General features: G+C 70.8%; 19 protein-coding genes. 11 read left to right on the top strand and 8 right to left on the bottom strand.

The annotated features are described in order from the left end of the window. Nucleotides 1–72 precede the first annotated feature (72 nt). A complete protein-coding gene (locus IEZ13_RS14270) occupies nt 73–1506 on the top strand; it encodes a methionine--tRNA ligase (protein WP_183222644.1) in 1434 nt (477 codons plus the stop codon). 19 nt (nt 1507–1525) lie between these two features. Here the strand turns inward: IEZ13_RS14270 and IEZ13_RS14265 are convergent, their stop codons facing one another. Genes IEZ13_RS14265 through IEZ13_RS14255 form a run of 3 tightly spaced genes read right to left on the bottom strand, consistent with a single transcriptional unit; the run spans nt 1526 to nt 3846 of the window. Then, entirely contained in the window at nt 1526–2263 is a 738-nt protein-coding gene (locus IEZ13_RS14265) for an SCO6745 family protein (RefSeq protein WP_183222643.1), read from the bottom strand. Between the two features lie 46 nt (nt 2264–2309). Next, a complete protein-coding gene (locus tag IEZ13_RS14260) occupies nt 2310–3212 on the bottom strand; it encodes a hypothetical protein (protein WP_183222642.1) in 903 nt (300 codons plus the stop codon). Between the two features lies 1 nt (nt 3213). Beyond that, nucleotides 3214–3846, bottom strand: coding sequence for an MBL fold metallo-hydrolase (locus IEZ13_RS14255; RefSeq protein WP_183222641.1), 633 nt, complete (start codon nt 3844–3846; stop codon nt 3214–3216). Between the two features lie 108 nt (nt 3847–3954). On the opposite strand from IEZ13_RS14255, the gene IEZ13_RS14250 reads away from it, so the two are divergent. After that, complete coding sequence (locus IEZ13_RS14250; RefSeq protein WP_183222640.1) at nt 3955–4890, top strand: DUF4349 domain-containing protein; 936 nt, start codon at nt 3955–3957, stop codon at nt 4888–4890. Between the two features lie 179 nt (nt 4891–5069). Here IEZ13_RS14250 and IEZ13_RS14245 read toward each other — a convergent pair whose 3' ends face one another. Both IEZ13_RS14245 and IEZ13_RS14240 read right to left on the bottom strand, forming a co-directional pair. Further along, on the bottom strand, nt 5070–6326 hold the full coding sequence (locus IEZ13_RS14245; protein WP_183222639.1) for an amidohydrolase: 1257 nt from the start codon (nt 6324–6326) through the stop codon (nt 5070–5072). Nucleotides 6327–6542: 216 nt separating this feature from the next. Continuing rightward, on the bottom strand, nt 6543–8108 hold the full coding sequence (locus tag IEZ13_RS14240) for an acyl-CoA mutase large subunit family protein (RefSeq protein ID WP_183222638.1): 1566 nt from the start codon (nt 8106–8108) through the stop codon (nt 6543–6545). A gap of 206 nt (nt 8109–8314) precedes the next feature. On the opposite strand from IEZ13_RS14240, the gene IEZ13_RS14235 reads away from it, so the two are divergent. Continuing rightward, nucleotides 8315–10249 carry a serine/threonine-protein kinase gene (locus IEZ13_RS14235; protein ID WP_183222637.1) on the top strand — a complete coding sequence of 645 codons (1935 nt, stop codon included), beginning with the start codon at nt 8315–8317 and terminating at the stop codon, nt 10247–10249. A 23-nt stretch (nt 10250–10272) separates the two neighbouring features. Beyond that, nucleotides 10273–11913 carry a phospho-sugar mutase gene (locus IEZ13_RS14230; protein ID WP_183222636.1) on the top strand — a complete coding sequence of 547 codons (1641 nt, stop codon included), beginning with the start codon at nt 10273–10275 and terminating at the stop codon, nt 11911–11913. Between the two features lie 41 nt (nt 11914–11954). On the opposite strand, the gene IEZ13_RS14225 is transcribed toward IEZ13_RS14230, so the two are convergent. Further along, the gene (locus IEZ13_RS14225) at nt 11955–12641 is read right to left on the bottom strand and encodes a GOLPH3/VPS74 family protein (protein ID WP_183222635.1); all 687 of its coding nucleotides are present in this window, start codon (nt 12639–12641) and stop codon (nt 11955–11957) included. Between the two features lie 64 nt (nt 12642–12705). Further along, a complete protein-coding gene (gene galE / locus IEZ13_RS14220; RefSeq protein ID WP_183222634.1) occupies nt 12706–13710 on the bottom strand; it encodes a UDP-glucose 4-epimerase GalE in 1005 nt (334 codons plus the stop codon). A 247-nt stretch (nt 13711–13957) separates the two neighbouring features. Here galE and IEZ13_RS14215 point away from each other — a divergent pair, with 247 nt between their 5' ends. The 3 genes from IEZ13_RS14215 to IEZ13_RS14205 are packed head-to-tail and all read left to right on the top strand — an operon-like array spanning nt 13958 to nt 18501. Continuing rightward, a complete protein-coding gene (locus IEZ13_RS14215; RefSeq protein WP_183222633.1) occupies nt 13958–16816 on the top strand; it encodes a bifunctional glycosyltransferase/CDP-glycerol:glycerophosphate glycerophosphotransferase in 2859 nt (952 codons plus the stop codon). After that, nucleotides 16809–17960: a glycosyltransferase gene (locus IEZ13_RS14210; protein ID WP_183222632.1), complete on the top strand. Its 1152-nt coding sequence runs from the start codon at nt 16809–16811 to the stop codon at nt 17958–17960. The genes IEZ13_RS14215 and IEZ13_RS14210 overlap by 8 nt, the downstream gene beginning before the upstream one ends. Before the next feature lie 52 nt (nt 17961–18012). Then, on the top strand, nt 18013–18501 hold the full coding sequence (locus tag IEZ13_RS14205; RefSeq protein ID WP_183222631.1) for an NUDIX hydrolase: 489 nt from the start codon (nt 18013–18015) through the stop codon (nt 18499–18501). A 124-nt stretch (nt 18502–18625) separates the two neighbouring features. On the opposite strand, the gene upp is transcribed toward IEZ13_RS14205, so the two are convergent. Continuing rightward, complete coding sequence (gene upp / locus IEZ13_RS14200) at nt 18626–19258, bottom strand: uracil phosphoribosyltransferase (protein ID WP_183222630.1); 633 nt, start codon at nt 19256–19258, stop codon at nt 18626–18628. A gap of 60 nt (nt 19259–19318) precedes the next feature. On the opposite strand from upp, the gene deoC reads away from it, so the two are divergent. The 4 genes from deoC (at nt 19319) to IEZ13_RS14180 (ending at nt 23485) form a co-directional block, all read left to right on the top strand. After that, nucleotides 19319–20248: a deoxyribose-phosphate aldolase gene (deoC, locus tag IEZ13_RS14195; RefSeq protein WP_183222629.1), complete on the top strand. Its 930-nt coding sequence runs from the start codon at nt 19319–19321 to the stop codon at nt 20246–20248. Between the two features lie 3 nt (nt 20249–20251). After that, on the top strand, nt 20252–21676 hold the full coding sequence (locus IEZ13_RS14190) for an aldehyde dehydrogenase family protein (RefSeq protein ID WP_183222628.1): 1425 nt from the start codon (nt 20252–20254) through the stop codon (nt 21674–21676). A 10-nt stretch (nt 21677–21686) separates the two neighbouring features. Beyond that, the gene (locus tag IEZ13_RS14185; RefSeq protein WP_229794679.1) at nt 21687–22514 is read left to right on the top strand and encodes an aldehyde dehydrogenase family protein; all 828 of its coding nucleotides are present in this window, start codon (nt 21687–21689) and stop codon (nt 22512–22514) included. 113 nt (nt 22515–22627) lie between these two features. Further along, complete coding sequence (locus IEZ13_RS14180) at nt 22628–23485, top strand: DNA primase (RefSeq protein WP_183222626.1); 858 nt, start codon at nt 22628–22630, stop codon at nt 23483–23485. Nucleotides 23486–23547 lie beyond the last annotated feature (62 nt).

The following is a 23547-nucleotide window of genomic DNA, read 5'->3' as shown; positions in this document are numbered from 1 at the left end:
GCGACCAGGCCCTGTCCGCCGGGCCTGGTTTCGCCGTCTCCCGCCCGGACCGGGCCATCCCAGGAGACGATCATGAACTCTCTCTACGTGACGACCGCGATCCCGTACGTGAACGCCGCCCCGCATTTGGGTCACGCCCTGGAGCTGGTGCAGGCCGACGTGCTGGCCCGGCATGCCCGGCTGCGGGGCCGCCCGGCACGCTTCCTGACCGGCACCGACGACAACGCGCTCAAGAACGTCACCGCGGCCCGGGCCGCGGGGGTGAACGTCCGCGAGTTCGTCGACCGCAACGCGGCCCGTTTCGCGGCCCTGCGCGAACCCTTGTCCCTGTCCTTCGACGACTTCATCCGCACCAGCGCGGACGCCCGGCACCGGGCCGGCGTCGAGCGGTTGTGGCGGGAGTGCGCGGCGGCCGGAGACCTCTACCGGCGCCGCTACGAGGGTCTCTACTGTCCCGGCTGCGAGCAGTTCTATGCCGAACCGGAGCTGCCCGACGGGCTCTGCCCCGAGCACCGGGTACGACCCGAGACGGTGGCCGAGGAGAACTGGTTCTTCCGCCTGTCCCGGTACACCGATCAGTTGCTGGAGATCCTGGAGTCCGGACGGATCCGGATCGCGCCGGCCGCCCGGCGCAACGAGGTGCTGGCGTTCGTCCGGGCCGGGCTCACCGATTTCAGCGTCTCCCGCCCGGCCGCCCGCGCCGCAGGCTGGGCCATCCCGGTGCCCGGTGACCCCGGCCAGGTGGTCTACGTCTGGTGGGACGCGCTCGCCAACTACGTGACGGCGCTCGGCTACGGCGGCGGCGGCCCGGACTACCGGCGCTGGTGGGACGGCGCGGGCGAGCGTACGCACGTGATCGGCAAGGGCATCGTGCGATTCCACGCCATCTACTGGCCGGCCCTGCTGCTCTCGGCCGGGCTGCCGCTGCCCACAACGGTGCTGGTGCACGACTACCTGACCGTGGACGGGGCGAAGATCGCCAAGAGCACCGGCAACGCGGTCGACCCGGCCGGGCTCACCGACCGGTACGGCACGGACGCGGTCCGCTGGTGGCTGCTCCGCGACGTGGCCCGGCTCGGTGAGTCCGACTTCACCGCCGAGCGCCTGATCCACCACTCCGACACCGATCTGGCCAACGGCCTCGGCAACCTGGTCAGCCGCACGCTGACGCTGACCCGGGGCGAGATCGCCGCGAGCCCGCCACCCGCCTGGTGCACGAACCTGCCGGAGCGGATCGACCGGGCCCTGTACGACTTCGACTTCCGGGCGGCCACCGGTGCGATCTGCTCGGTGGTCGACGAGGCGAACCGGCTGATCGAGGCGGAACAGCCGTGGAAGGGCGGTGGGGAGGCGGTGCTGGCCACCCTGACCGGCGTCTGCCGGCTGCTGGCCACCGAGCTCGGGCCGTTCCTGCCGGACGGCGCCCGGCGTCTCCGGGAACAGCTGGACCGGCTGGGCCGCCCGAAGCCGGTCTTCCCCCGATGGGCTCAGCGGACGAGGCGGTGACTCACGGGACCGCACCGGCTCAGCGGACGAGGCGGTGGCTCAGTGACTCCAGGAGGCCGGCGAACTCGAGCCGCTCGGCCCGGTCCAGGGCCGCGAATGCCTGCCCGGCCAGTGCGTCCGCCACCGCGTCGGCCCACAGCAGGCGGCGCAGCAGCGGGCCGGCCGGCGGGTAGGGCGGCTGCCAGCCGAAGGCCACCGCCCCGGTCTCGCCCTCCGGCCCGGCGATGATCGCCTCCAGCGGGGTGAGGCCGGCCGCCCGGACCGCGATCACGTGGACGCCCTGCCGGTGTTCGTGCAGCAGGTGCAGCAGGACCGCGGCCTGCGCGCCGGGCTCGGTGTTCGGCACCGGCATGGCCTGCCAAGCGGCGAAGAGCGGGAGCCCGGCCGGGTCGATCCGGTCCGCCACCCGACGGGACAGGTCGAGCAGCCGGGTCAGGCGGGGGAAGCCGCCCAGGTGTTCGGTGCCCCAGTCGCAGAGCTCGACCAGGTGCCAGGTGGCGACCTCGGTCGGGGCGTGCGTCTTCACCGTGGCCTCCCAGCCGTCGGTGACGGCCTCCGGCGCGATGAAGGCCAGTGCCGCGGCCACCGTCTCCGGCCGGACGTCGCCGAGCGCGCCGGCCCGGGCCGAAACGTGGTAGGCCCAGCCGGAGAGGCCGAGCAGCCGGGCGCGGCGCAGCGTACGCGGTGATTCGGCGAAGGCGCCGACGATGACGGCGAGTCCCGCGCGGGCGTTGGCGGCAGCCTGTTCCGGGGTCACCTGCCCGATTCTGCTCCCCTCGACCGTCTAAAGAAAACGCTCCCCGCTATCGATGCAGGTCGTCCAGGGCCGCCTGCACGTCACCGACCCGGCGGCGGGCGTCCGCGGCCTCCCGTTCCGCGGTCCGGCGGGCGGTCTTGCGCCGGGCCACGTCGGCCACCGCCTCGGTCCGCCGTCGCTCCAGTTCGGCCAGTTCGGCGTCGAGGTCCTCGACCAGGTGGCCGGCTTCCCGTTCGGCGTCCTCGGCGCGTTCCAGCTGCTGGTCGGCGCGCCGTTCGGCGGCCGTGGCGGCGTTCAGCTCCCGCTCCAGTTCCCGGCGGCGGCGCTCGGTCCGCTGCGCCTGCTCCCGGTGCCGCTGGTCGGCCTCCGCGAGTTCCCGGTCGGCCTCCTGCGAGCCGGAGACGACCGCATCCGTTTCACCGTCCGACGCGGAGAGAGAGGCATCGGTGACCAGCCGCAACCGCGGCCGGGGCACCTCACCGAAACCGGAGTGGCTGACCGCCCGGATCAGCCGCCCGGTCCGCACCTGCTCGGCGATCCCCGGCTCGGCGAGCGCCGTCGTGAACGTCGCCTCCACGTCCCCGAGCGGCAGCTTCGCGGCCCCCGCACCGGCACCGACGGCCAGTTTGCGGGCGGCCGCGACCAGCGACGCCACGAACTGCCGCCGCTGCGTCGACAGTTCCCGCAACTGGTCGCCCCGCAACTCCCGCTGCGCCGCCCGCAGCGCCGTCGAGAGCTCGACCAGTTCCTCGATGAGCTCCGGGCGCCGCAGCGCCACCAGGTTGACCACCCAGGCCGCCACGGTCGGCTTCTTCAGCGCGGCCAGCCGTTTCGCGGCCTCCCGGTCGCCAGCCTGCCGGGCCGCCGCGATCGCTTCGGCTCGGGCGGCGACGAACCCGTCCGGCGGCGCTTCGTACAGCCGCTGGATGACGTCGTCGGCGTGCAGCACGTCAGTCCAGCACGCTGCCCGGCTCGACCCGGGCGAACCGGGTCTCCGAGAAGCTTTCCAGGTGTTTGCCGTAGACCGCCGCGCCGCGCTCGTTGACCAGCCCGTCGTGCAGCGCGAACGCCCGCTCCGGCCGGACCCCGCGGACGAACTCGAGCGATTCGGCGATGGTCGCCCACGGCGCGTTCAGCGGCACGAACAGCGTCTCGACGGCGACGTCCGGTGCCACGAAGGAGTCGCCCGGGTGGTAGAGGTTGGTGGCGCCGTCGTCGATCAGGAAGCCCAGGTTGGCGAAGACCGGGACGTACGGGTGGATGATCGCGTGCTGCCCGCCGAAGGCCCGGATCCGGTAACCGGCCGCCTCGAACTCCTCCCCCGGCGAGATCGCGGTGGTGGCCTCGTCGACGTCGGTGAGCAGTTTCAGCACCGCCGGATGCGCGAAGATCCGCAGGTCCGGCCGCCGGGCGACGGCGCCGGTCACCGCCTTCACATCGAGGTGATCGAAATGCTCATGGGTGATGAGCACCGCGTCCGCGCCGTCCAATACCGACGCTTCGGAGAATTCGCCCGGATCGACGACGAGGACTCCGGCGCCTTCGACCCGTAGACAGGAGTGCGTGAACTTCGTGACGCGCACGGGATCCCTCCGCTGCTGATTTGTGACCGCTCATCTCGCAGTCTGCCGGAACCGGGACGTGTGTGCCTCACGTCCGACGGTCAGTGAAGACATGAGATCGGAGCTGCCATGCATAAACGGGGACTCACGGCGACATTCCTTCTGGCGGGCCTGCTGCTCGCCGGCTGCGGCGCCGGCAACGAATCACAATCGGACAGCGGATCGGCGGGCGCCCCGGCGGTCGGCGAGGCGGGCAAGATGGCCGACCAGGCCGGCAGGGCGGCACCGGAGCAGGCCGCGCCGAACCAGGGCAAGGACGCCACGGCGCAGGCGCCCGACCTGCGGGTCGACCAGCGCTCGATCATCTACACCGGGTCGATCACCCTGCGGGTGGACGACGTCACCTCGGCGGCGGCCCAGGTCACCGGCATCGCCGCGGCCTCCGGCGGGTTCGTCGGCGGCGACGAGCGGCACAGCGGCGACGGCTCGTCGACCGCGAACATCACGTTGCGGGTCCCGGCCGACAAGTTCACCTCCGCGGTGGACCAGATCGCCAAGCTGGGCACCGAGGAGGCGCGGGGCATCGACACCGAGGACGTCACCGAGCAGGTGGTCGACCTGGACGCCCGGATCTCCGTGCAGAAGGCCCGGGTGGACAGCGGCAAGCGCCTGCTCGCCGAGGCGAAGAGCCTGGAAGACCTGGTCATGCTGGAGCGGGAGGTGGCCACCCGGGAGTCGGATCTGGCCGCGCTGGAGGGCAAGAAGCGGCGGCTGTCCGACCTCACCTCGCTCTCCACGATCACCGTGGTGCTCCTCGACCCGGCCGCGGCCGCCGTGGAGCCGAAGGAGGAGCCGCCGGGCTTCCTAGCCGGTCTCGCCGGCGGCTGGAAGGCGCTGATGGCCTCGCTCGGGGTGCTGCTCACCATCCTGGGCGCGCTGCTCCCATGGATCATCGCGATCAGCCTCCCGGCCTGGGCGGTCATGCACCTGCTGCGGCGTTACCGCCGCCGCAACGCCCCGGCGCTGGTCGCTCCCCCTGCCGAGACTCCCGCTTCAAACCCCTGATCCGGTACGCCGTACGCGTTCTGGCTCCCTGATGCGTGGAAGCGGGACAGCCACACCCGCAAAACGCCGCCGGTGAGGAGGCACGTGATTTCTCGACGCCGCGGGGTTTGCGGTGGCGGGAAATCGCCTGCCTCCTCACCGGTTACCAGGCGTTTTGCCGCGGAGCGAAGCGAAGCCAGTTAAAAAGACCCGGTCGAAAGGGCGGCCAGGGCGGTGTGGGCCATCACCCGGACGCCGTAGCCGATGCAGCTCTCGTCCACGTCGAAGTCGCCCTGGTGCAGGTCGTGCCGGACGTCGGAGCCGGGCCGGGCGGTGCCGAGGCGGATCATCGCGCCGGGGACGTGTTCCAGGTAGAAGGCGAAGTCCTCGCCACCCATGCTGAGCTCGGCCTCGACCACCCGGTCCGGGCCGAGCGCGGCGCCCGCGGCGCCCGCGATGATCGCCGACGCCATCCGGTCGTTGATGACCGGCGGGACGCCGCGGATGTAGTTGACGTCGACCTCGGCGCCGGTGGCCGCGACCACGTCCCGGATCAGCTTGGTGATCAGCTCGGGCGCCTCCCGCCAGGCCTCCCGGCTGAGGACCCGGACGGTGCCGCGCACCTCGCCCGCGCCGGGGATGGCGTTGAACGCCTGCCCGGCGTGCACCGAGCCCCAGACCAGCGAGATACCGGCGCGCGGGTCGATCCGGCGGCTGAGCAGTGCGGGCACGTCGACGATGATCCGGCCCAGCGCGTGCACCAGGTCGGCGGTCAGGTGCGGGCGGGCGGTGTGCCCACCGGGACCGGTCAGCTTGACCTCGACCGCGTCGGCGGCCGCGGTGAACGGACCGGAGCGGACCCCGACCAGCCCGGCCGGCAGTTGCGGGTAGCAGTGCAGCGCGAAGATGGCGTCGACGTCCTTGAGGCCGCCCGCGGCGATCACCTCGGGCGCGCCGGACGGCATCGCCTCCTCGGCCGGCTGGAAGAGCAGCCGCACCCGGCCGGGCAGCAGATCCTGCTCGTTGAGCTGCGCCAGCGCCATGCCCAGCCCGAGCATGACGGTGGTGTGCACGTCGTGGCCGCAGGCGTGCGCCTGCCCGTCGACGGTGCTGCGGTAGGACACGTCCTTGAGGTCCCGCAACGGCAGCGAGTCGATGTCGGCCCGGAAGGCGATGGTCCGCGGGCCCTCACCGATGTCGCAGATGACGCCGTTGCCGCGCGGCAGCATCTGGGGGGTGAGGCCGGCGACGGAGAGCTCCCGGGCGATGAGCGCGGCGGTCTCGAACTCGGAGTGTGACGGCTCCGGGTGGGCGTGGAGGTGCCGGCGAATGGCTACCAGCTCGGCCCCCCGCGAGGCGAGCCAGCGGTCCAGCCGGCCGGGGAGGGGGTCGGACCCGGGGAGTTGCCCGGGCCACGCCGTATCGGCGCCCTCGGGCGCCTCCAGAGCTGTAGTCACGTCAGGCTTCCGTATTCGCTCTCGAAGTTTTGTCGGGTTCCACGACGCGCGACAGCTTAGTCCCGTTTTTGGTGACGCTGTGCAACGGTCGTGTAAACAGCTGCTCACACCGTTCCGGAGGCTGGGCGGGCGCACGGGAGATCATCCCGGCCCGCCAACCTCAACGGGTAGTGGATCGCCGAGGTGACGCGACACACTACGAGTACGTCGACCCGCTCAGAAGCGCTCGACGGGGCGGTGGACGCCCCATACCCCGCGGAGGGTGTGACACACCTCCCCCACGGTCGCACGGAGCCGCAACGCCTCTTTCATCAACGGTAGGACGTTCACACTTCCGGCGGCGGCCTTCGCTAGATCTGCCAGCGCGGCCTGCACGGCCGGCTCGTCCCGTTCGGCGCGCAGCCTCGCCAGGCGGGCCACCTGTGCGGCCTCGATCGCCGGGTCGACCCTGAGGGGCTCGTACTTCTCCTCCTCCTCGACGGTGAACCGGTTGACGCCCACCACCACGCGCTCGCCGGCGTCGATCTCGGTGGCGATCCGGTACGCCGACGCCTCGATCTCGTTCTTCTGGAAGCCCGCCTCGATGGCGTCGACCGACGAGCCGAACTCGAAGACCCGGTCGATGAGCGCGGTCGCCTCCTTCTCGACGGCGTCGGTGAGCGCCTCCACCGCGTACGAGCCGGCGAACGGGTCGACCGTGCCGGTCAGGCCGCTCTCGTAGGCGAGCACCTGCTGGGTGCGCAGGGCGAGCCGGGCCGACTTCTCGGTGGGCAGGGCGATCGCCTCGTCGTACGAGTTGGTGTGCAGCGACTGGGTGCCGCCGGCCACCGCGCCGAGCGCCTGGATCGCCACCCGGACCAGGTTGACCTCCGGCTGCTGCGCGGTGAGCTGCACGCCGGCGGTCTGGGTGTGGAACCGCAGCATCAGCGACTTCGGGTCCTCGGCGCCGAACTCGTCGCGCATGATCCGCGCCCACATCCGGCGGGCCGCGCGGAACTTGGCGATCTCCTCCAGCAGCGTGGTCCGGGCCACGAAGAAGAACGACAGCCGGGGCGCGAAGTCGTCGACGGCCAGGCCCGCGGCGATCGCGGCGCGGACGTACTCGATGCCGTTGGCCAGGGTGAACGCGATCTCCTGCGCGGGCGAGGCGCCGGCCTCGGCCATGTGGTAGCCGGAGATCGAGATGGTGTTCCACTTCGGGATCTCGGCCTTGCAGTAGGCGAACGTGTCGGCCACCAGGCGCAGCGACGGTTTGGGCGGGAAGATGTACGTCCCGCGGGCGATGTACTCCTTCAGGATGTCGTTCTGGATCGTGCCCTGGAGCGCCGCGCCGGGCACCCCCTGCTCCTCGGCGACCAGCTGGTAGAGCAGCAGCAGGACCGACCCGGGCGCGTTGATCGTCATCGAGGTGGACACCCGGTCCAGCGGGATGCCGGCGAAGAGCTGCCGCATGTCGTCGATCGAGTCGATGGCGACGCCGACCTTGCCGACCTCGCCGTGCGCGATCGGGTCATCGGAGTCGTAACCCATCTGGGTGGGCAGGTCGAAGGCCACCGAAAGGCCCATCGTCCCGGCTGCCAGTAACTGGTGGTAGCGGGCGTTCGACTCGGCCGCGGTGCCGAACCCGGCGTACTGCCGCATGGTCCACGGCCGTTTCGTGTACATCGTCGGGTAGACGCCGCGCGTGTAGGGATAGTTACCGGGCTCGTCGGTCCCGGCGCTCACCGGCACGTCAGCAGGGCCGTACACCGGTTTGATGGGGAACCCTGACTCTGCATTCACACCGGTGATCCTAAGACTCGTTAAGGCCGCCGACCGTGAGGAATTTGCCACCCTGTGTTCGCCTGGGGGCCACCCTCGGCCACTCAGCCACTACCCACCGTCGAAGTGTGGTTAACAGTGCCTCAGGAACTTTCGTTCTCCCCCAACCTGCGGGCAAGATAGCGGGGTTGGTCGACAGCCCCTATACCCCCTCGGTGGCATCCTCAGTGACTCAAATTCCGACGTGGAGCGGCGGCAACACGGCTCCCCCCAACGGACGCGCCGCCCCCGGCACGCTCATCGGCGGGCGGTACACGCTGCGCGCCGCGGTGGGTCACGGTGGCATGGGAACGGTGTGGCGCGCGGCGGACACGCTGCTGCGCCGCGACGTGGCGATCAAGGAGGTCATCCTTCCGCCGGGTCTGGCGCCGAGCGACCGTGACGCGATGTACGAACGGACCATGCGCGAGGCCCGTGCCGCGGCCGCGCTCCAGCACCCGGCCGTGGTGCAGGTCTACGACGTCGTGCACGAGAACGGCCGCCCGTGGATCGTCATGGAGCTGCTGGACGCCCGCAGCCTCGCCGACATGGTCATCGAGGACGGGCCGGTCCCGTCCCGGGTGGTCGCGAAGATCGGCATCGCCCTGCTCGGCGCCCTCGAGGTGGCCCACGCGCACGGGGTGCTGCACCGCGACGTGAAGCCGGCCAACGTTCTGATCTGCGGTGACGGCCGCTGCGTGCTGACCGACTTCGGTGTCGCCCGGATGCCCACCGACGTGCAGCTGACCACGCCGGGCATGGTGCTCGGCTCGCCGCACTTCATCTCGCCGGAGCGGGCCATGGGCCACGACTTCGGCCCGCCCAGCGACCTGTTCTCGCTCGGCGTCACGCTCTACACCGCGATCGAGGGCCGGCCGCCGTTCGACAAGGGCGACCCGATCGAGACCATGCACTCGGTCGTCGAGGACCCGCCCGCCCCGGTGGTGCGGGCCGGCTCGCTCACCCCGGTGCTGATGGGCCTGCTGGAGAAGGATCCGGCCCGGCGGATGGACGTGCAGACCGCCCGGACCATCCTGCGGCAGCAACTGGCCGGCCCCCTGGCCAGCAAGAACCCGCCGCACATGATGACCGACCCCTATTCGGTGGTGCCCTCGCCGCGGCCGGTCAGCCCGGCCCCGGCCGAGACGCAGCAGATCCCGCCGCAGCCGACCGGTCAGATCGGCGGCCGGGCCATGCTGGCGCCCGACGAGTCGCTCACCGACCACCTGGCCAAGCTGGAGCAGCAGAACGCGGGCGGCGGCCGCCGTCGCGCGCCCGAGCCGTCCGGCCCCGCCGTGAGCATGCCCACCGGCGCGATGCCCGCCCACAAGCTGCCCGACGGCGGCCGGCGCGCCGGTGGCGACACCACGAGCGTCATCCCGCCGCAGAACCCCTGGCAGGTCCCGCCGCCCGGTGGCGCGCCCCGCCCGGGCACCGTGGTGGTCAGCCCGGCCGCCAAGCGCCGGGCCGCCTTCGGGAGCATCGTCGGCACCGCCAAGGAGACCACCGGCAAGGCGGTCGCCACGTTCCAGAGTTGGCCGCGCAACAAGCAGCTGATCTCCGGTGGCGCGGCCGCCGCCGTGGTCCTGATCCTGGTGCTCGTCTTCGCCCTGAGCGGTGGCGGCGACCCGAAGAACACCCCGGCCGCCGCCGGGCCCACGAGCGCCCCGCCCGCGCCCGCGGTGGAGACGCAGGCGTACAAGGGCAACGCCGCGGTCAGCGTGAACGTGCCGGCCGGCTGGACCCGGGCGGCCGGTGGCGTCTACGTGGAGTACTACGAGCCCGCGGACAAGACCACGAAGGTGCGCATCCTGGTGGAGAAGGGCTCGGTCGACCCGACCAAGTTCGTCTCCCAGACCGCTCCGGCCGGCCTGAAGAAGGGCAAGACCTGCCCCGACCCGTTCGTCTCAGTCGGCACGCAGCAGGTCGAGATCGCCGGCAACGCGGGGGCCGAGCTCGAGTACACCTGTGGTGAGGGCGACGCCATGCGCCACGGCGTCTGGCGGATGACCACCGTCAACAACAAGATGTACTCGTTCTACCTGACCACCACCGAGGCCAAGTTCGCCGACTACCGGAAGTACTACGACGCGATGGTGGAGAGTTTCCAGCTCAACCTGTGACGGCTCTGTGCTATCAATCCCTGATGGCACCACAAGTTGATGTTGACCTGATCGCCCGGGCCGAGGCCTGGCTCGCCGACGACCCCGATCCGGCGAGCCGGGCCGAGCTGCGTGCGGTAATCGACGGTCTGCCGGCCACCGCCGCCGAACTGCTCGACCGCTTCGCCGGCCCGCTCACCTTCGGCACCGCCGGTCTGCGCGGCCGCCTGCGCGCCGGCCCCAACGGCATGAACCTCGCGGTGGTCACCCGGGCCGCGGCCGGCCTGGTCGGCTGGCTCGCGGCGAGCGGCGGCGAGGGCCCGCTGGTGATCGGGTACGACGCCCGCCACGGTTCGAAGGAGTTCGCCGAGCGGACCGCCCGGGTCGCGACCGGCGCCGGCCGGGAGGCGCTGCTGCTGCCCGGGCCGCTGCCGACACCGGTGCTGGCGTACGCGGTTCGCGCTCTCGGCGCGGTCGCCGGGGTGATGGTGACCGCCAGCCACAACCCGCCCCAGGACAACGGCTACAAGGTCTATCTGGGGGCCGCGCTGGGTGGTCCGGCCGGCGACGGGGCGCAGATCGTCCCACCGGCCGACGCCGGCATCGAGGCCGCCATCCGGGCGGTCCCGAGCGTCGCGTCGGTCCCGCTGGGCGGTCCGGGCACGCTTCTGGGTGCGGAGGTGGCCCATGGGTACGTGCGCAGCGCGGCCGCCGTCCTGGACCCGTCCGGCCCGCGTGACCTGACGATCGCGTACACCCCGATGCACGGGGTCGGCGGGTCGACGCTCGCCGAGGCGTTCGTGGCGGCCGGTTTCCCCGCCCCGGCGATCGTCGCGGCGCAGGCCGAGCCGGACCCCGAGTTCCCGACCGTGGCGTTCCCGAACCCGGAGGAGCCGGGCGCCATGGACCGGCTGCTGGCGCTGGCCGGGGAGCACGGCGCCGACCTGGCGATCGCGAACGACCCGGACGCCGACCGCTGTGCCGTGGCGATCCCGGGCCCGGACGGCTGGCGGCCACTGCGCGGTGATGAGCTGGGTGTGCTGCTGGCCGACCATCTGATCCGCCGGGGCACTCCCGGCCTGTACGCCACCACGATCGTCTCGTCGTCGATGCTGGGCCGCCTGTGCGCCGCCCGTGACGTCCCCTACGCCGAGACCCTGACCGGCTTCAAGTGGATCGTCCGGGCCGCCGAGCATCTGGCGTTCGGTTACGAGGAGGCGCTCGGCTACTGCGTGGCGCCGGCCCTGGTCCGGGACAAGGACGGCATCACCGCGGCGCTGACCGTCGCCGAGCTGGCCGCCGGCTTGAAGGCGGAGGGCCGCACCCTGGCCGGCCGCCTGGACGAGCTGGCCCGCGAGCTGGGCCTGCACGCCACCGACCAGCTGTCGGTCCGTGTCGACGACCTCGCCGAGATCGGGGTGGCGATGGGCCGGGCCCGGCGCAACCCGCCGGCGACGCTCCTCGGCGCCCCGGTCACCGAGACGACCGACCTGCTGCCGGATAACGACGTGCTGACCTTCCGCACCGCCACGACCCGCGTCGTGATCCGGCCGTCCGGCACGGAGCCGAAGCTCAAGGCGTACCTCGAAGTGGTCGTCGAGGGTGACCCGGCGACGGCCCGCACCCGCGCGGCGGCGGACCTGAAGGTCCTTCGCACCGAGATCGCGGCAACGCTCGGCGTCTAGGAACCGTCCCCGGGGCTTCCCGCGAAGCCCCGGGAGAGCGGTCAGATCGGCTTGGGCGCGCCCAGCGCGGCCTGGATGGCCCGACCCAGGGTGGCCACCACCAGCGCGACGCTGGGCCGCACGATGGAGTCCTCCAGGGAGACGTCACCCACGAAGCCGGCGTTGCTGGCGATCTCCGCCAGTCGCTCGTGGGCCCGCTCGGACTCCCCGGCCGGGAGTTTCAGCGCCGGCTCCATCCGGGCCGCGACGAGCAGGGTGGCCAGCGCGGCCGTCCGCTCGTCCGGCAGGGTGTCACCGGTCAGCGCGGCCGCCAGCCGCTGCCGGATCTCGGCCTCGTACGCCGGGTCGCTGGTCGGGTAACGGTGCACGTGGATGACGCCCATCTGGGTCTCGTCCACGTCCTGCACGACACCCCGGGCGCACAGGTCCTCGAGCACCCGGGTGCGCAGCCGGTGGCGCAGGCGCTGTAGCCACTGGGCCGGGGTGTGCGGCTCGTCGGACGCGACCTTTCCCAGCACGGCGTCGGCAACCGGGTCGCCGAGCGGTGTGGCGTCCACGACCTTCAGGTAGCCGTCGGCCGCGTACGCGATCCGGTTGGCCAGCGCCAGGTCGATCAGCACCGCGGCGGCCATGCCCAGGTCGAGCCCGATGCGGGAACCCGTGGCCTTTCCGGTCTGGTCGTCATACGCGAGGAGGAGGAGTTCCTCGGCGAGCGGGATGGGGGTCATGTGACGCAACGATAGTGGCCCGAGTCATCCGAGCCGATCCCCAGGTCGGTCAGATCATCAGCCGCTATCGGGCGGAAAGATCGGGCAGGATCCGCTCCCGCTGGGCGAACCAGTTCAGCGAGTCCCGGATGCCGTCGGCCACGCTGTGCTCGGCCCGCCAGCCCAGCAGGTCGGCGGCGCGGCTGCTGCGGGTGTAGGCGCCGGCCGAGTCACCAGGGCGGCGTGGGGCGTGCCCGACCTCGACCGCGCGGTCGGCCACCTGGTTGAACGCCTCGACGAACTCCAGCACCGTGGTGCCGGTGCCGGTGCCCAGGTTGATGGCGAGCGACCCGTTCTCGAAGGGAAGCGTGTCGAAGACCTCGAGGGCCCGCAGGTGGGCGCCGGCCAGGTCCCACACGTGCACGTAGTCGCGGATGCCGGAGCCGTCCCGGGTCGGGTAGTCGACACCGGTCACCGGGAACGCCTTGCCCTCCCGGTAGACCTCGATGAGCTTGCCCAGGGCGTGGCTCGGGGACCGCAGTTGGAGGCCGGTCCGCATCTTCGGGTCGGAGCCGATCGGGTTGAAGTAGCGCAGCGACAGCACCTTGATCGGGGTCGCGGCGGTGATGTCGCTCAGCATCTGCTCGACGATCAGCTTGGTCCGCGCGTAGGGGCTGAGCGCCGTGAGGGCCGAGTTCTCGTCGACGGTGAAGTCCTCGCCGGGCTGGTAGATCGACGCCGACGAGCTGAACAGCAGCCGGGTGACGCCCTTGCCGATCAGGTGGTCGACGAACTCCAGGGTCTTCGCCACGTTCTCCCGGTAGTAATGAACCGGGCGCTCCACCGACTCCGGCACCACGATGAGCGCCGCGCAGTGCACCACGGCCGTGATGTCCGGGTGTTCGTCGAAGATCCGGTCGAGGATCGCGGTGTCGGCGATGTCACCCTCGTAGAAGGGCCGGCCCTCGCAGAACTCCCGGCGGCCGGTGACCAGATTGTCCAGGATGACGGGCTGGTGCCCGTTGTCGAGCAGACAGGACGCGATCGTGCTGCCGATGAAACCGGCGCCACCGGCGATAAGTACCTTCACGAAACGTCCTCTCGTTCTCCGAATCCCGCACCGAGGCTAGCTGACCTCTTCGTCCGGCCGGCGACAGCGGGCGGCAGCCATTCACCGCCGCCTTGATCGTGAGCCGGATGTGAGCACGCTGGCTGTAACCTATGATGCTGACCGCCTTGGGCTCCGCCCCCATCACCGCGTCCCGTGCACACCCCGCCTACCGGCTGCGACGACGGACGACGGATGCGTTGAACTTTCAGAAAGGACCACGTCAACCGTGACCTCGCCCCAGCCCCGGCCCCCAGACGTCACAGTCGTGGTCATCGTCTACAACGACGCGGCCCGGATCGAGACCGCGGTCCGCTCGGTGCTGAACCAGTCGCTGCGCAGCCACGAGGTGATCGTCTGCGACGACCACAGCACGGACGGCACGCAGGCCGTGGTGGAGCGGCTCGTCGCGGAGCACCCGGACGTGGTGCGCTACATCCGGCTGGAGGCCAACTCGGGCCACTGCGGCGCGCCCCGCAACCGGGGTGTGGCGGCGGCCCGGGGCCGGTTCATCATGTTCCTGGACAGTGACGACACCCTGGACCCGCACGCCTGCCGCAACATGGTGGCGATGGCCGAGCAGTCGCACGCCGACATGGTCATCGGCCGTTGCATCCGGCACGACGTGGCGACCGGCCGGGAGACCTCCTGGATGCCCTGGCTGGTCCAGAGCAAGGTGGTCTACGAGTCGCTGCACGACCAGCCCGAGTTGCTCTACGACGTGCTGTCGACGAACAAGCTGTACCGGCACGACTTCCTGACCCGGGAGAACCTGGTCTTCCTGGAGGACCGGCTGTACGAGGACAACCTGTTCTCGGCGCACGCGTACCTCGCGGCCAAGAAGATCGCGATCATCCCGCAGCGCATCTACACCTGGAACATCGAGCGCAAGGCGGCGAACCTCTCGATCACCCGCCGGGCCGCCGACATCCGCAACATCACCGACCGGATCATCGTCACCCGCAAGATCGACGACCTGCTGACCAAGCACGATGCCGGTGACCTGCGGTTGCAGAAGGACATCCGGTTCATCGAGAACGACCTGCGGGTGCACCTGGCCCGGCTCGGCACCCTCCCGGAGGAGAACCAGCGGGCCCTGGTCGACGCCGCCCGGCCCTACCTGGAGACCCTCCAGCCGGAGGCGTTCCGCCAGGCCAAGCCGCTGCCCGCGATGGCCGCCTACCTGGCCCGGCAGGGTGACTACCACGGTGTGGCCACGGTGCACGACTACATGGTCGGCAAGCCGTTCCAGCCGCACCTGACCGCCGATCTGGTGGTCCACGACGGCCGGGTGTACTGGTCCGACCGGCACCTGGACGACGAGCTGGGCCGTGCGGTGCTGGACGTCACCGAGCTGGGCCTGCAGGACCGCCCGCTCAGCAAGCTGCGCCTGGGCGGCCGGATCGACAGCGTCCACCGCGACGGCGAGCTGGTCACCATCGCCGGCTCGTTCGTCAACCCGCTCGGCCGGATCACCGTCGAGTCGGCGCCGAAGGCGCAGCTGGTCTTCTCCGAGCGGCGCAGCAAGCGCCGGGTGTTCAAGACCAGGGCGCAGCTCGTCGTGGACGAGCAGCGGATCGGCTGGACGGTCGCCTTCGAGCCGGAGAAGCTGCTGCGCCCGGTCGGTCTCATCGACCCCAACTACTCGGTCCGGCTGCACCTGGCCGTCGGCACCGACAGCGCCGACCTGGCCCTGTTCGCCGAGGACGAGGTGACCGACGCGCTGCGGCTGCCGGCCCGGCCCAAGCTCACCCGGCTCACCGCCGACCTGCTCCAGGGCTACCGCACCGACAGCGGCAACGTGGCGCTGCGGCTGGACGCCGACGGCAGCGCCGCGAAGCTGGGCACCGCCGCGATCAGCGGGGTGCGCAACACCAGCATCGGCAGCCGCGCCTGGGAGCGGGCCGCCGAGTTGCAGACCTCGCTGCGCCAGCGCCGCAACAAGCGGGCCACCAAGCTGTCCTGGTACGAGAACGTCTTCCTGAGGATGCCGGTCAAGAAGGGCACGGTCGTCTTCGAGAGCCACATGGGCAAGCAGTTCTCGGACAGCCCGCGCGCCATCTACGAGGAGATGAAGCGGCAGGGGATCAAGTTCACCCCGATCTGGGTGTACGCGACCCATCCGACCGGTTTCCCGTCCGAGGCCAAGCTGGTCAAGCGCAACTCGTGGGCGTACCTCCAGGCGCTCGGCCAGGCCGAGTTCTGGATCGACAACCAGGGCTTCCCGCACGACCTGCGCAAGCGGCCGGAGACCACGTACATCCAGACCTGGCACGGGTCGGCGTTCAAGAAGATGGGCTTCGACGAGGCCACCATCAAGGCACAGACCGAGCAGTCGCAGCAGCGGTTGCAGCGGGCGATCGACCGGTTCGATGTGTTCCTGGTCCGCTCGGAGCACGACGTACGCACCCTCACCCAGGGCATGCGGGTCGGCGCCGAGCTGCTGCGGGTCGGCTACCCGCGTAACGACGCGCTGGTCAACGGCGGTAACGAGGCCGAGGTCGCCAAGCTGCGCAAATCGCTGGGGCTCGCCGACGGACGGAAGGTGGTGCTCTACGCGCCGACGTTCCGCCCCGAGGAGGTGAACCGCAAGTCCGGTCTGCAACTGCCGTTCGATCTCGACGAGTTCGTGCACCGGTTCGGTGACGACGCCGTACTGCTGGTCCGCCCGCACTACCTGGTGTCGTTCGCGCTGCCGCCGGCGTACGGACACTCGGTCCGCAACGTGGGGAACGTGCACGACGTCACGCCGCTGATGCAGATCTCGGACGCGCTGATCACCGACTACTCGTCGCTGATGTTCGACTATTCACTGCTCGACCGTCCGATGATCTTCCACGTACCGGACTACGACGACTACGTCGGCAGCAGCCGCGGTTCCTACTTCGATCTCGGTTCGATCGCACCCGGCCCGCTCACCCGTACCTCGGAGGAGCTGATCGCCGCGCTCTCCGACCTGGACGGCAACGCCTCGGCGTACTCCGGCAAGCGCCGCGAGTTCGTGGCCCAGTACGGTGAATTCGACACCGGTCAGGCCGCCAAGGCCGTGGTCGACCGCTTCTTCCGCTCCGGAGCACGCCGTGGCTGAGACCCGCGACATCTTCATCATCTGCAACAGCGTGAACGAGCTGGGTGGCCTCACCCAGTGGGTGCACGACATCTCCCGGCTGTTCACCGCACGCGGCCACCGTGTGCGGCTGATCGGCGTGGAGCCGGCCACCGACTACCGGGATTTCGGCTCCGATCTGCCGTACCCGACGTTCACCCTGCACGACGACCAACTGCCCCGGCGTCGTAAGGCCACCGGCGCGGCGCTGCTCAACCCCGGGCGGAGCCTGATGCTCCGCAAGCGGCAGCAGATCTTCGAGGGCGGCGTCCGGCGGCTCGACGAGCTGCTGCGCACCGCGGAGTCCCCGGGCGCCGTGGTGATCGCCTCGCAGGTGTGGGCCGGCGAGTGGGTGGCCGCCGCGGACACCACCGGCATGCAGGTCATCGGCATGTCCCACGAGTCGTTCGAGGCGTGCAAGAACAGCAGCCGCTACAACCGGGTGCTGAAGTACTACGGGGACATGGACATCCACCTGTCGCTCACCGACGCCGACGCGGACGCGTGGGCCCGGGCCGGCATGTCGAACGTCGGCGCCATGCCGAACCCGCTGATGACCGTGCCGAAGACGTTGCCCACGCTGAACGAGAAGACGGTGGTCACGCTCCGCCGCCTCTCCCACGACAAGGGCATCGACATGCTGATCGAGGCGTGGGCGCAGGTCGGGCCGCAGCACCCGGACTGGAAGCTGAAGATCTTCGGCGCCGGCCCGGACGAGCAGGCGCTCCGCACGCAGGCCCGCTCGCTGGGCCTCGACGATACGGCGCTGTTCCAGGGCAAGACCAGCGACATCGACGGCGCGCTCAGTTCCGCCTCGGTCTACGCTCTGCCGTCCCGCGAGGAGGGTTTCCCGATCGCGGTGATGGAGGCGATGGCGTACGGGCTGCCCACCGTGGCGTTCGACTGCGCGCCCGGCATCCGGGAGCTGATCGACGACGAGGTCAGCGGTGGCCTGGTCGTCACGCCCGGCAACGTGGGCGGGTTCGCGAGTGGCCTGGACCGCCTGATCGAGGACCATGACCTGCGGGTCCGCCTCGGTTCCGCGGGCCGCGAGTCGGTTCAGCGGTTCACCCCGGACAGCATCGTGGACCGCTGGGAGAGCCTCTTCGCGCTCCTGGACCGCTGACCACCTTCACCGGCGCGGGCGGGGCTCCGGCCCGCGCCGGTAAGGTGCATCGGTGCAAGCGATCCTGGCCACCCTCGGTTACGTGCTCTCCCCGGACGGCTCGCGGGTGCTGATGATCCGGCGGGACGCCCGGCCGGACGACATCCACTACGGCAAGTTCAACGGCCTGGGCGGCAAGCTGGAGCCCGGCGAGGACGTGGTGGCCGGGATGCGCCGGGAGATCCACGAGGAGGCCGGGCTCGACTGCACCGGCCTCGATCTGGCCGGCACGATCTCCTGGCCCGGTTTCGGCCGGAACGGGGAGAACTGGTTCGGCTTCCTCTTCCGGATCACGTCCTGGACCGGCGACCCGCACACCGCCAACGACGAGGGCAGTCTGCACTGGGTCGAGGTCACCGACGTGCTGGCCGGAAAGATCCCGATGTGGGAGTCCGACCGGCACTTCCTCCCGCTGGTCTTCGCGGGCGAGCCCGCGGTCTTCCACGGCGTCATGCCGTTCTCAGCGGGCCAGGCCCTCTCCTGGAACTACACAACCCCATAAAACCAGTCATATCGTACGCACAAAGCCGCGACCTACTGCCCACTCACGCCCGTGCCGCCCGCGCCGGGCGTAGATCGGTGGTCCGGCTTCCGGGTACGGCCGTCGCCGTACCCGGAACGGGTTTTCAGAATCGGCGCATGCCGCCGAACTGGCGGTCGCCGGCGTCGCCCAGGCCGGGCACGATGTAGGCCTTCTCGTTGAGCCCCTGGTCGATCGACGCGGTGACCAGGCGCAGCGGCAGGCCGGAGTCCTTCAGCCGGTCGACGCCCTCGGGGGCGGCCAGCACGCAGCAGATGATGATGTCGGTGCAGCCGCGGTCGGCGAGCAGCCGGCAGCAGTGCAGCAGCGAGCCGCCGGTGGCCAGCATCGGGTCGAGGACCAGGACCGGCTGCCCGGTCAGGTCGCCGGGCAGCGACTCCATGTAGGCGCGCGGCTCGTGCGTCTCCTCGTCCCGGGCCAGGCCGACGAAGCCCATCGACGACTCGGGCAGCAGCCCGAGCGCGGCGTCGGCCATGCCCAGACCGGCCCGGAGCACCGGGACGATCAGCGGCGGGTTGGCCAGCCGGGTGCCCTCGGTCGGCGCGACCGGCGTCTCGATGGGGTACTTCTCGACGGCGAAGAGGCGGGCCGCCTCGTAGACCACCATCGTGGTGAGTTCGTGCAGTGAGGCACGGAAGACCCCGGAGTCGGTCTCGGTACGGCGCATCGCGGTGAGCCGGGTCTGAGCCAGCGGGTGGTCTACGACAAGGACATCCACGGCAACAACCTAATCGTTCCAACATGATCAACTGCTACAGGGTTGCGTAGAATCGTTCTCATGACTGTGACAGCGGCCGCCGAACTGTCTGATCTCCGCTCGTTCCTGCACGGCCTCCCCGGGGTCGACAAGGTGGGCGTCGAGGCGCGGGCGGCTGCGCTCGCGACCCGGTCGATCAAGACGAGTTCCAAGGCCAAGGCGATCGACCTGGCCATCCGCATGGTGGACCTCACCACGCTGGAGGGCGCCGACACCCCGGGCAAGGTGCGGGCGCTCTGCGCCAAGGCGAGGCGGCCCGACCCGGCCGACCCGACCTGCCCGCCGGCCGCGGCGATCTGCGTCTACCCGGCGATGGTCAAGGTCGCCGCGGAGGCCCTCGCCGGCTCCGGGGTGCACCTGGCCAGCGTCGCGACCGCCTTCCCGTCCGGTCAGGCGCCGCTCGAGGTGAAGCTCGCCGACACCCGGGAGGCGGTCGCCGACGGCGCCGACGAGATCGACATGGTGATCAGCCGGGGCGCGTTCCTGGCCGGGGAGTACACGCGGGTCTTCGACGAGATCGCCGCGGTCAAGGAGGCGTGCGGCGGCGCCCACCTCAAGGTCATCCTGGAGACCGGTGAGCTGGCGACGTACGACAACATCCGCCGGGCGTCCTGGCTCGCGATGCTGGCCGGCGCCGACTTCATCAAGACCTCCACCGGCAAGGTGACGGTCAACGCCACCCTCCCGATCACCCTGGTCATGCTGGAGGCGGTCCGCGACTTCCGGGCCCGGCACGGGCGGATCATCGGGGTCAAACCGGCCGGCGGGATCAAGACCACCAAGGACGCGATCAAGTACCTCGTGCTGATCAACGAGACGGTGGGCGACGACTGGCTCAGCCCCGACCGGTTCCGGTTCGGCGCCTCCTCGCTGCTCAACGACCTGCTCATGCAGCGCACCAAGCTGACCACCGGCCACTACGCCGGTCCGGACTATTTCACCCTGGACTGAGGCATGTTCGAGTACGCACCAGCACCCGAATCCCGTTCCGTAGTAGACATCGCCGGGTCCTACGGGCTGTTCATCGACGGCGCCTTCGACGGCGGCAAGGACGGCAACGTCTTCAAGACGGTGAACCCGGCCACCGAGGAGGTGCTGGCCGAGGTCGCCGCGGCCGGCCCGGAGGACGTCGACCGTGCCGTGGCGGCGGCCCGCCGCGCCTTCGGCCCCTGGTCGGCCCTGCCCGGCGCCGAGCGCGCCAAGTACCTGTTCCGGATCGCCCGGATCATCCAGGAGCGCTCCCGCGAGTTGGCCGTGCTCGAGTCACTGGACAACGGCAAGCCGATCAAGGAGTCGCGCGACGTCGACCTGCCGCTCGTGGCGGCACACTTCTTCTACTACGCGGGCTGGGCGGACAAGCTGGCGTACGCGGGCTTCGGCCCCGACCCGCGCCCGATCGGGGTGACCGGCCAGGTCATCCCGTGGAACTTCCCGCTGCTCATGCTGGCCTGGAAGATCGCGCCCGCGCTGGCCACCGGCAACACCGTGGTGCTCAAGCCGGCCGAGACCACCCCGCTGTCCGCGCTCTTCTTCGCCGACGTGTGCCGCCAGGCCGAGCTGCCGCCGGGCGTGGTCAACATCGTGACCGGGGCCGGCGACACCGGCGCCTACCTGGTCCAGCACCCGGACGTGAACAAGGTGGCCTTCACCGGCTCCACCGAGGTGGGCCGGGAGATCGCCCGCGCGGTGGCCGGCACCGGCAAGCGGCTCACCCTGGAGCTGGGCGGCAAGGCGGCCAACATCGTCTTCGACGACGCCCCGATCGACCAGGCCGTCGAGGGCATCGTCAACGGCATCTTCTTCAACCAGGGGCACGTCTGCTGCGCGGGCTCGCGGCTGCTGGTCCAGGAGTCCGTCGCCGACGAGCTGCTGGCCTCGCTGAAACGGCGGATGGCCACGCTGCGGGTGGGCGACCCGCTGGACAAGAACACCGACATCGGCGCGATCAATTCGGCCGCACAGCTCACCCGTATTACGGAATTGTCGGAAATCGGCGCCTCCGAGGGCGCCGAGCGCTGGTCACCGGAGTGCACGCTGCCGGACCGGGGCTTCTGGTTCGCGCCGACGATCTTCACCGGGGTCACCCAGGCGCACCGGATCGCCCGCGAGGAGATCTTCGGCCCGGTGCTGTCGGTGCTCACCTTCCGTACTCCGGAGGAGGCCGTCGCCAAGGCCAACAACACGCCGTACGGGCTCTCCGCCGGCATCTGGACCGAGAAGGGCTCGCGGATCCTCGCCGTGGCCGACAAACTGCGGGCCGGTGTGGTGTGGGCCAACACGTTCAACAAGTTCGACCCGGCGTCGCCGTTCGGCGGCTACAAGGAATCCGGCTACGGCCGGGAGGGCGGCCGGCACGGCCTGGAGGCGTACCTTGCCTAAGTCATCTTCCGTGAAGGCCCCCGCCGAGCCGGGCCGGCTTTCCGTGCGCAAGACCTACAAGCTCTACATCGGCGGCGCCTTTCCTCGCAGCGAGTCAGGACGGACCTACCTGGTGGACGGCGACAACGTGGCGCTCGCATCCCGCAAGGACGCCCGGGACGCGGTGCTCGCCGCCCGGGCCGCCCAGCCCAAGTGGGCCGGCGCCACGGCGTACAACCGGGGCCAGGTCCTCTACCGGATCGCCGAGATGATGGAGGCCCGGCGCGCCGAGTTCACCGCGCTGGGCGTGCGGTCCTCCGAACTGTCGGCGGCCGTCGACCGCTGGGTGTGGTACGCGGGCTGGTCCGACAAGATCGCCCAGGTCGCCGGCGGCGCCAACCCGGTGGCCGGCCCGTTCTTCAACATCTCCGCCCCGGAGCCCACCGGCGTCGTCGCCGTGGTGGCCCCGCCCTCGCTGCTCGGGCTGGTCAGCGTGATCGCCCCGGCGATCGTGACCGGCAACACGGTGGTCGTCCTGGCCGCCGGCCCGCAGGTGGCGATCACCCTGGCCGAGGTGCTGGCCACCTCGGATGTACCGGGCGGCGTGGTGAACCTCCTCACCGGCCGGTACGCGGAGACCGCACCGTGGCTCGCCTCGCACGACGACGTGAACGCCATCGATCTCACCGGCGTCGACCACCCCGACGTGGCCATCGAGCTGGAACGCGCCGCGGCGGGCACCCTGAAGCGGGTGATCCGGCCGGTGACCGGCGGTGTCGACTTCACCGCCGACCCCGGGCTCCGGCCGATGACCGCTCTGCTGGAGACCAAGACCGTGTGGCACCCGAAGGGCTACTGACGACACCAGTTCGGATGGCGCTGGGGACGGGGCGGTTGTCACACAGCGTTGCCGACTAGGGTGTGTGCCCAGAGTCACCCGTCCCGCCACCCCCAGATCACCCGGAGGTCACCGTGACCAGCCAGTCCGACGAGCCCGAGGCGTCCGCGCCGGTGGCCGAGAAGCCCTCGTCCGAGGGGACTTCCGGGCGGGAGCTTTGGGAGCAAGTCCGCGTCTCGCCGGTGGAGATCGCGCTGCCGGCCGGGGTGGCGCTGACCCTCCGGGCGTACCGGAAGGCGTCCGAGCTCACGCCCACCGAGGTTCAGGTCGATGAGGACGACCCCTTCGAGGCCCGCAAGAAGCGCGCCGAGGAGGACGAGGAAGAGGTCATCGTCGACGGGGAGTACCAGGCGCTCCTCTCCGAGGGCGACGCGGAGGAGGGCAAGTCCGCCGAGGAGCCGGACCCGGCTGACTTCGAGGAGGAGCCCGCGGCCCAGGCGGATGACGAGGAGGTGCCCATGTTCCTCAGTCACAAGGGCCGCCTGCTCGCCTTCAAGACGCCCGAATCGCTCGTCTCCTTCCTTCGTTCGGGTGCTCCGCACGATCTCGCACAATTGGACACCTGGGGTGACCTGGCCGAGCGGGTAGAGTCGAGCGACATCGACCCGCAGCCGGAGGACCGCTACGAGCTCGATCTCGTGGTGGAGAACCTGCGCGGCGGCCATGACACGTGGGATCTGCCGCTGCTCATCAACGCCGGCGAGGTCGCCCGCGACCTGGGGTTTGCACTCCGTATCAAGCCGGTGATCCTGGCGCTGTCGCCCGGTTCACCGCTCGACGATCTGGACGAGTCCCTCCGAACCGCGGAGAAGGGCGGAATGGGCGGATTCTTCGGTCGCCGCCGATTGAAGAAAATCGGGGCACAACAGGCGAGTCTCGGTTGGCGTTCGGTGATCGGCAAGATCTCCGCCGCTGTGGACTGGCGTGACTGACCGATTACCAGGGAATATCAATCCTTGGCCACAGAGAAGCACTCCCGGGGAGGAGGACGACG

It is taken from the genome of Actinoplanes campanulatus (assembly GCF_014647795.1).
GTDB classification, from domain to species: Bacteria; Actinomycetota; Actinomycetes; order Mycobacteriales; family Micromonosporaceae; genus Actinoplanes; species Actinoplanes campanulatus.
This window is presented reverse-complemented; position numbering and strand designations above follow the sequence as displayed.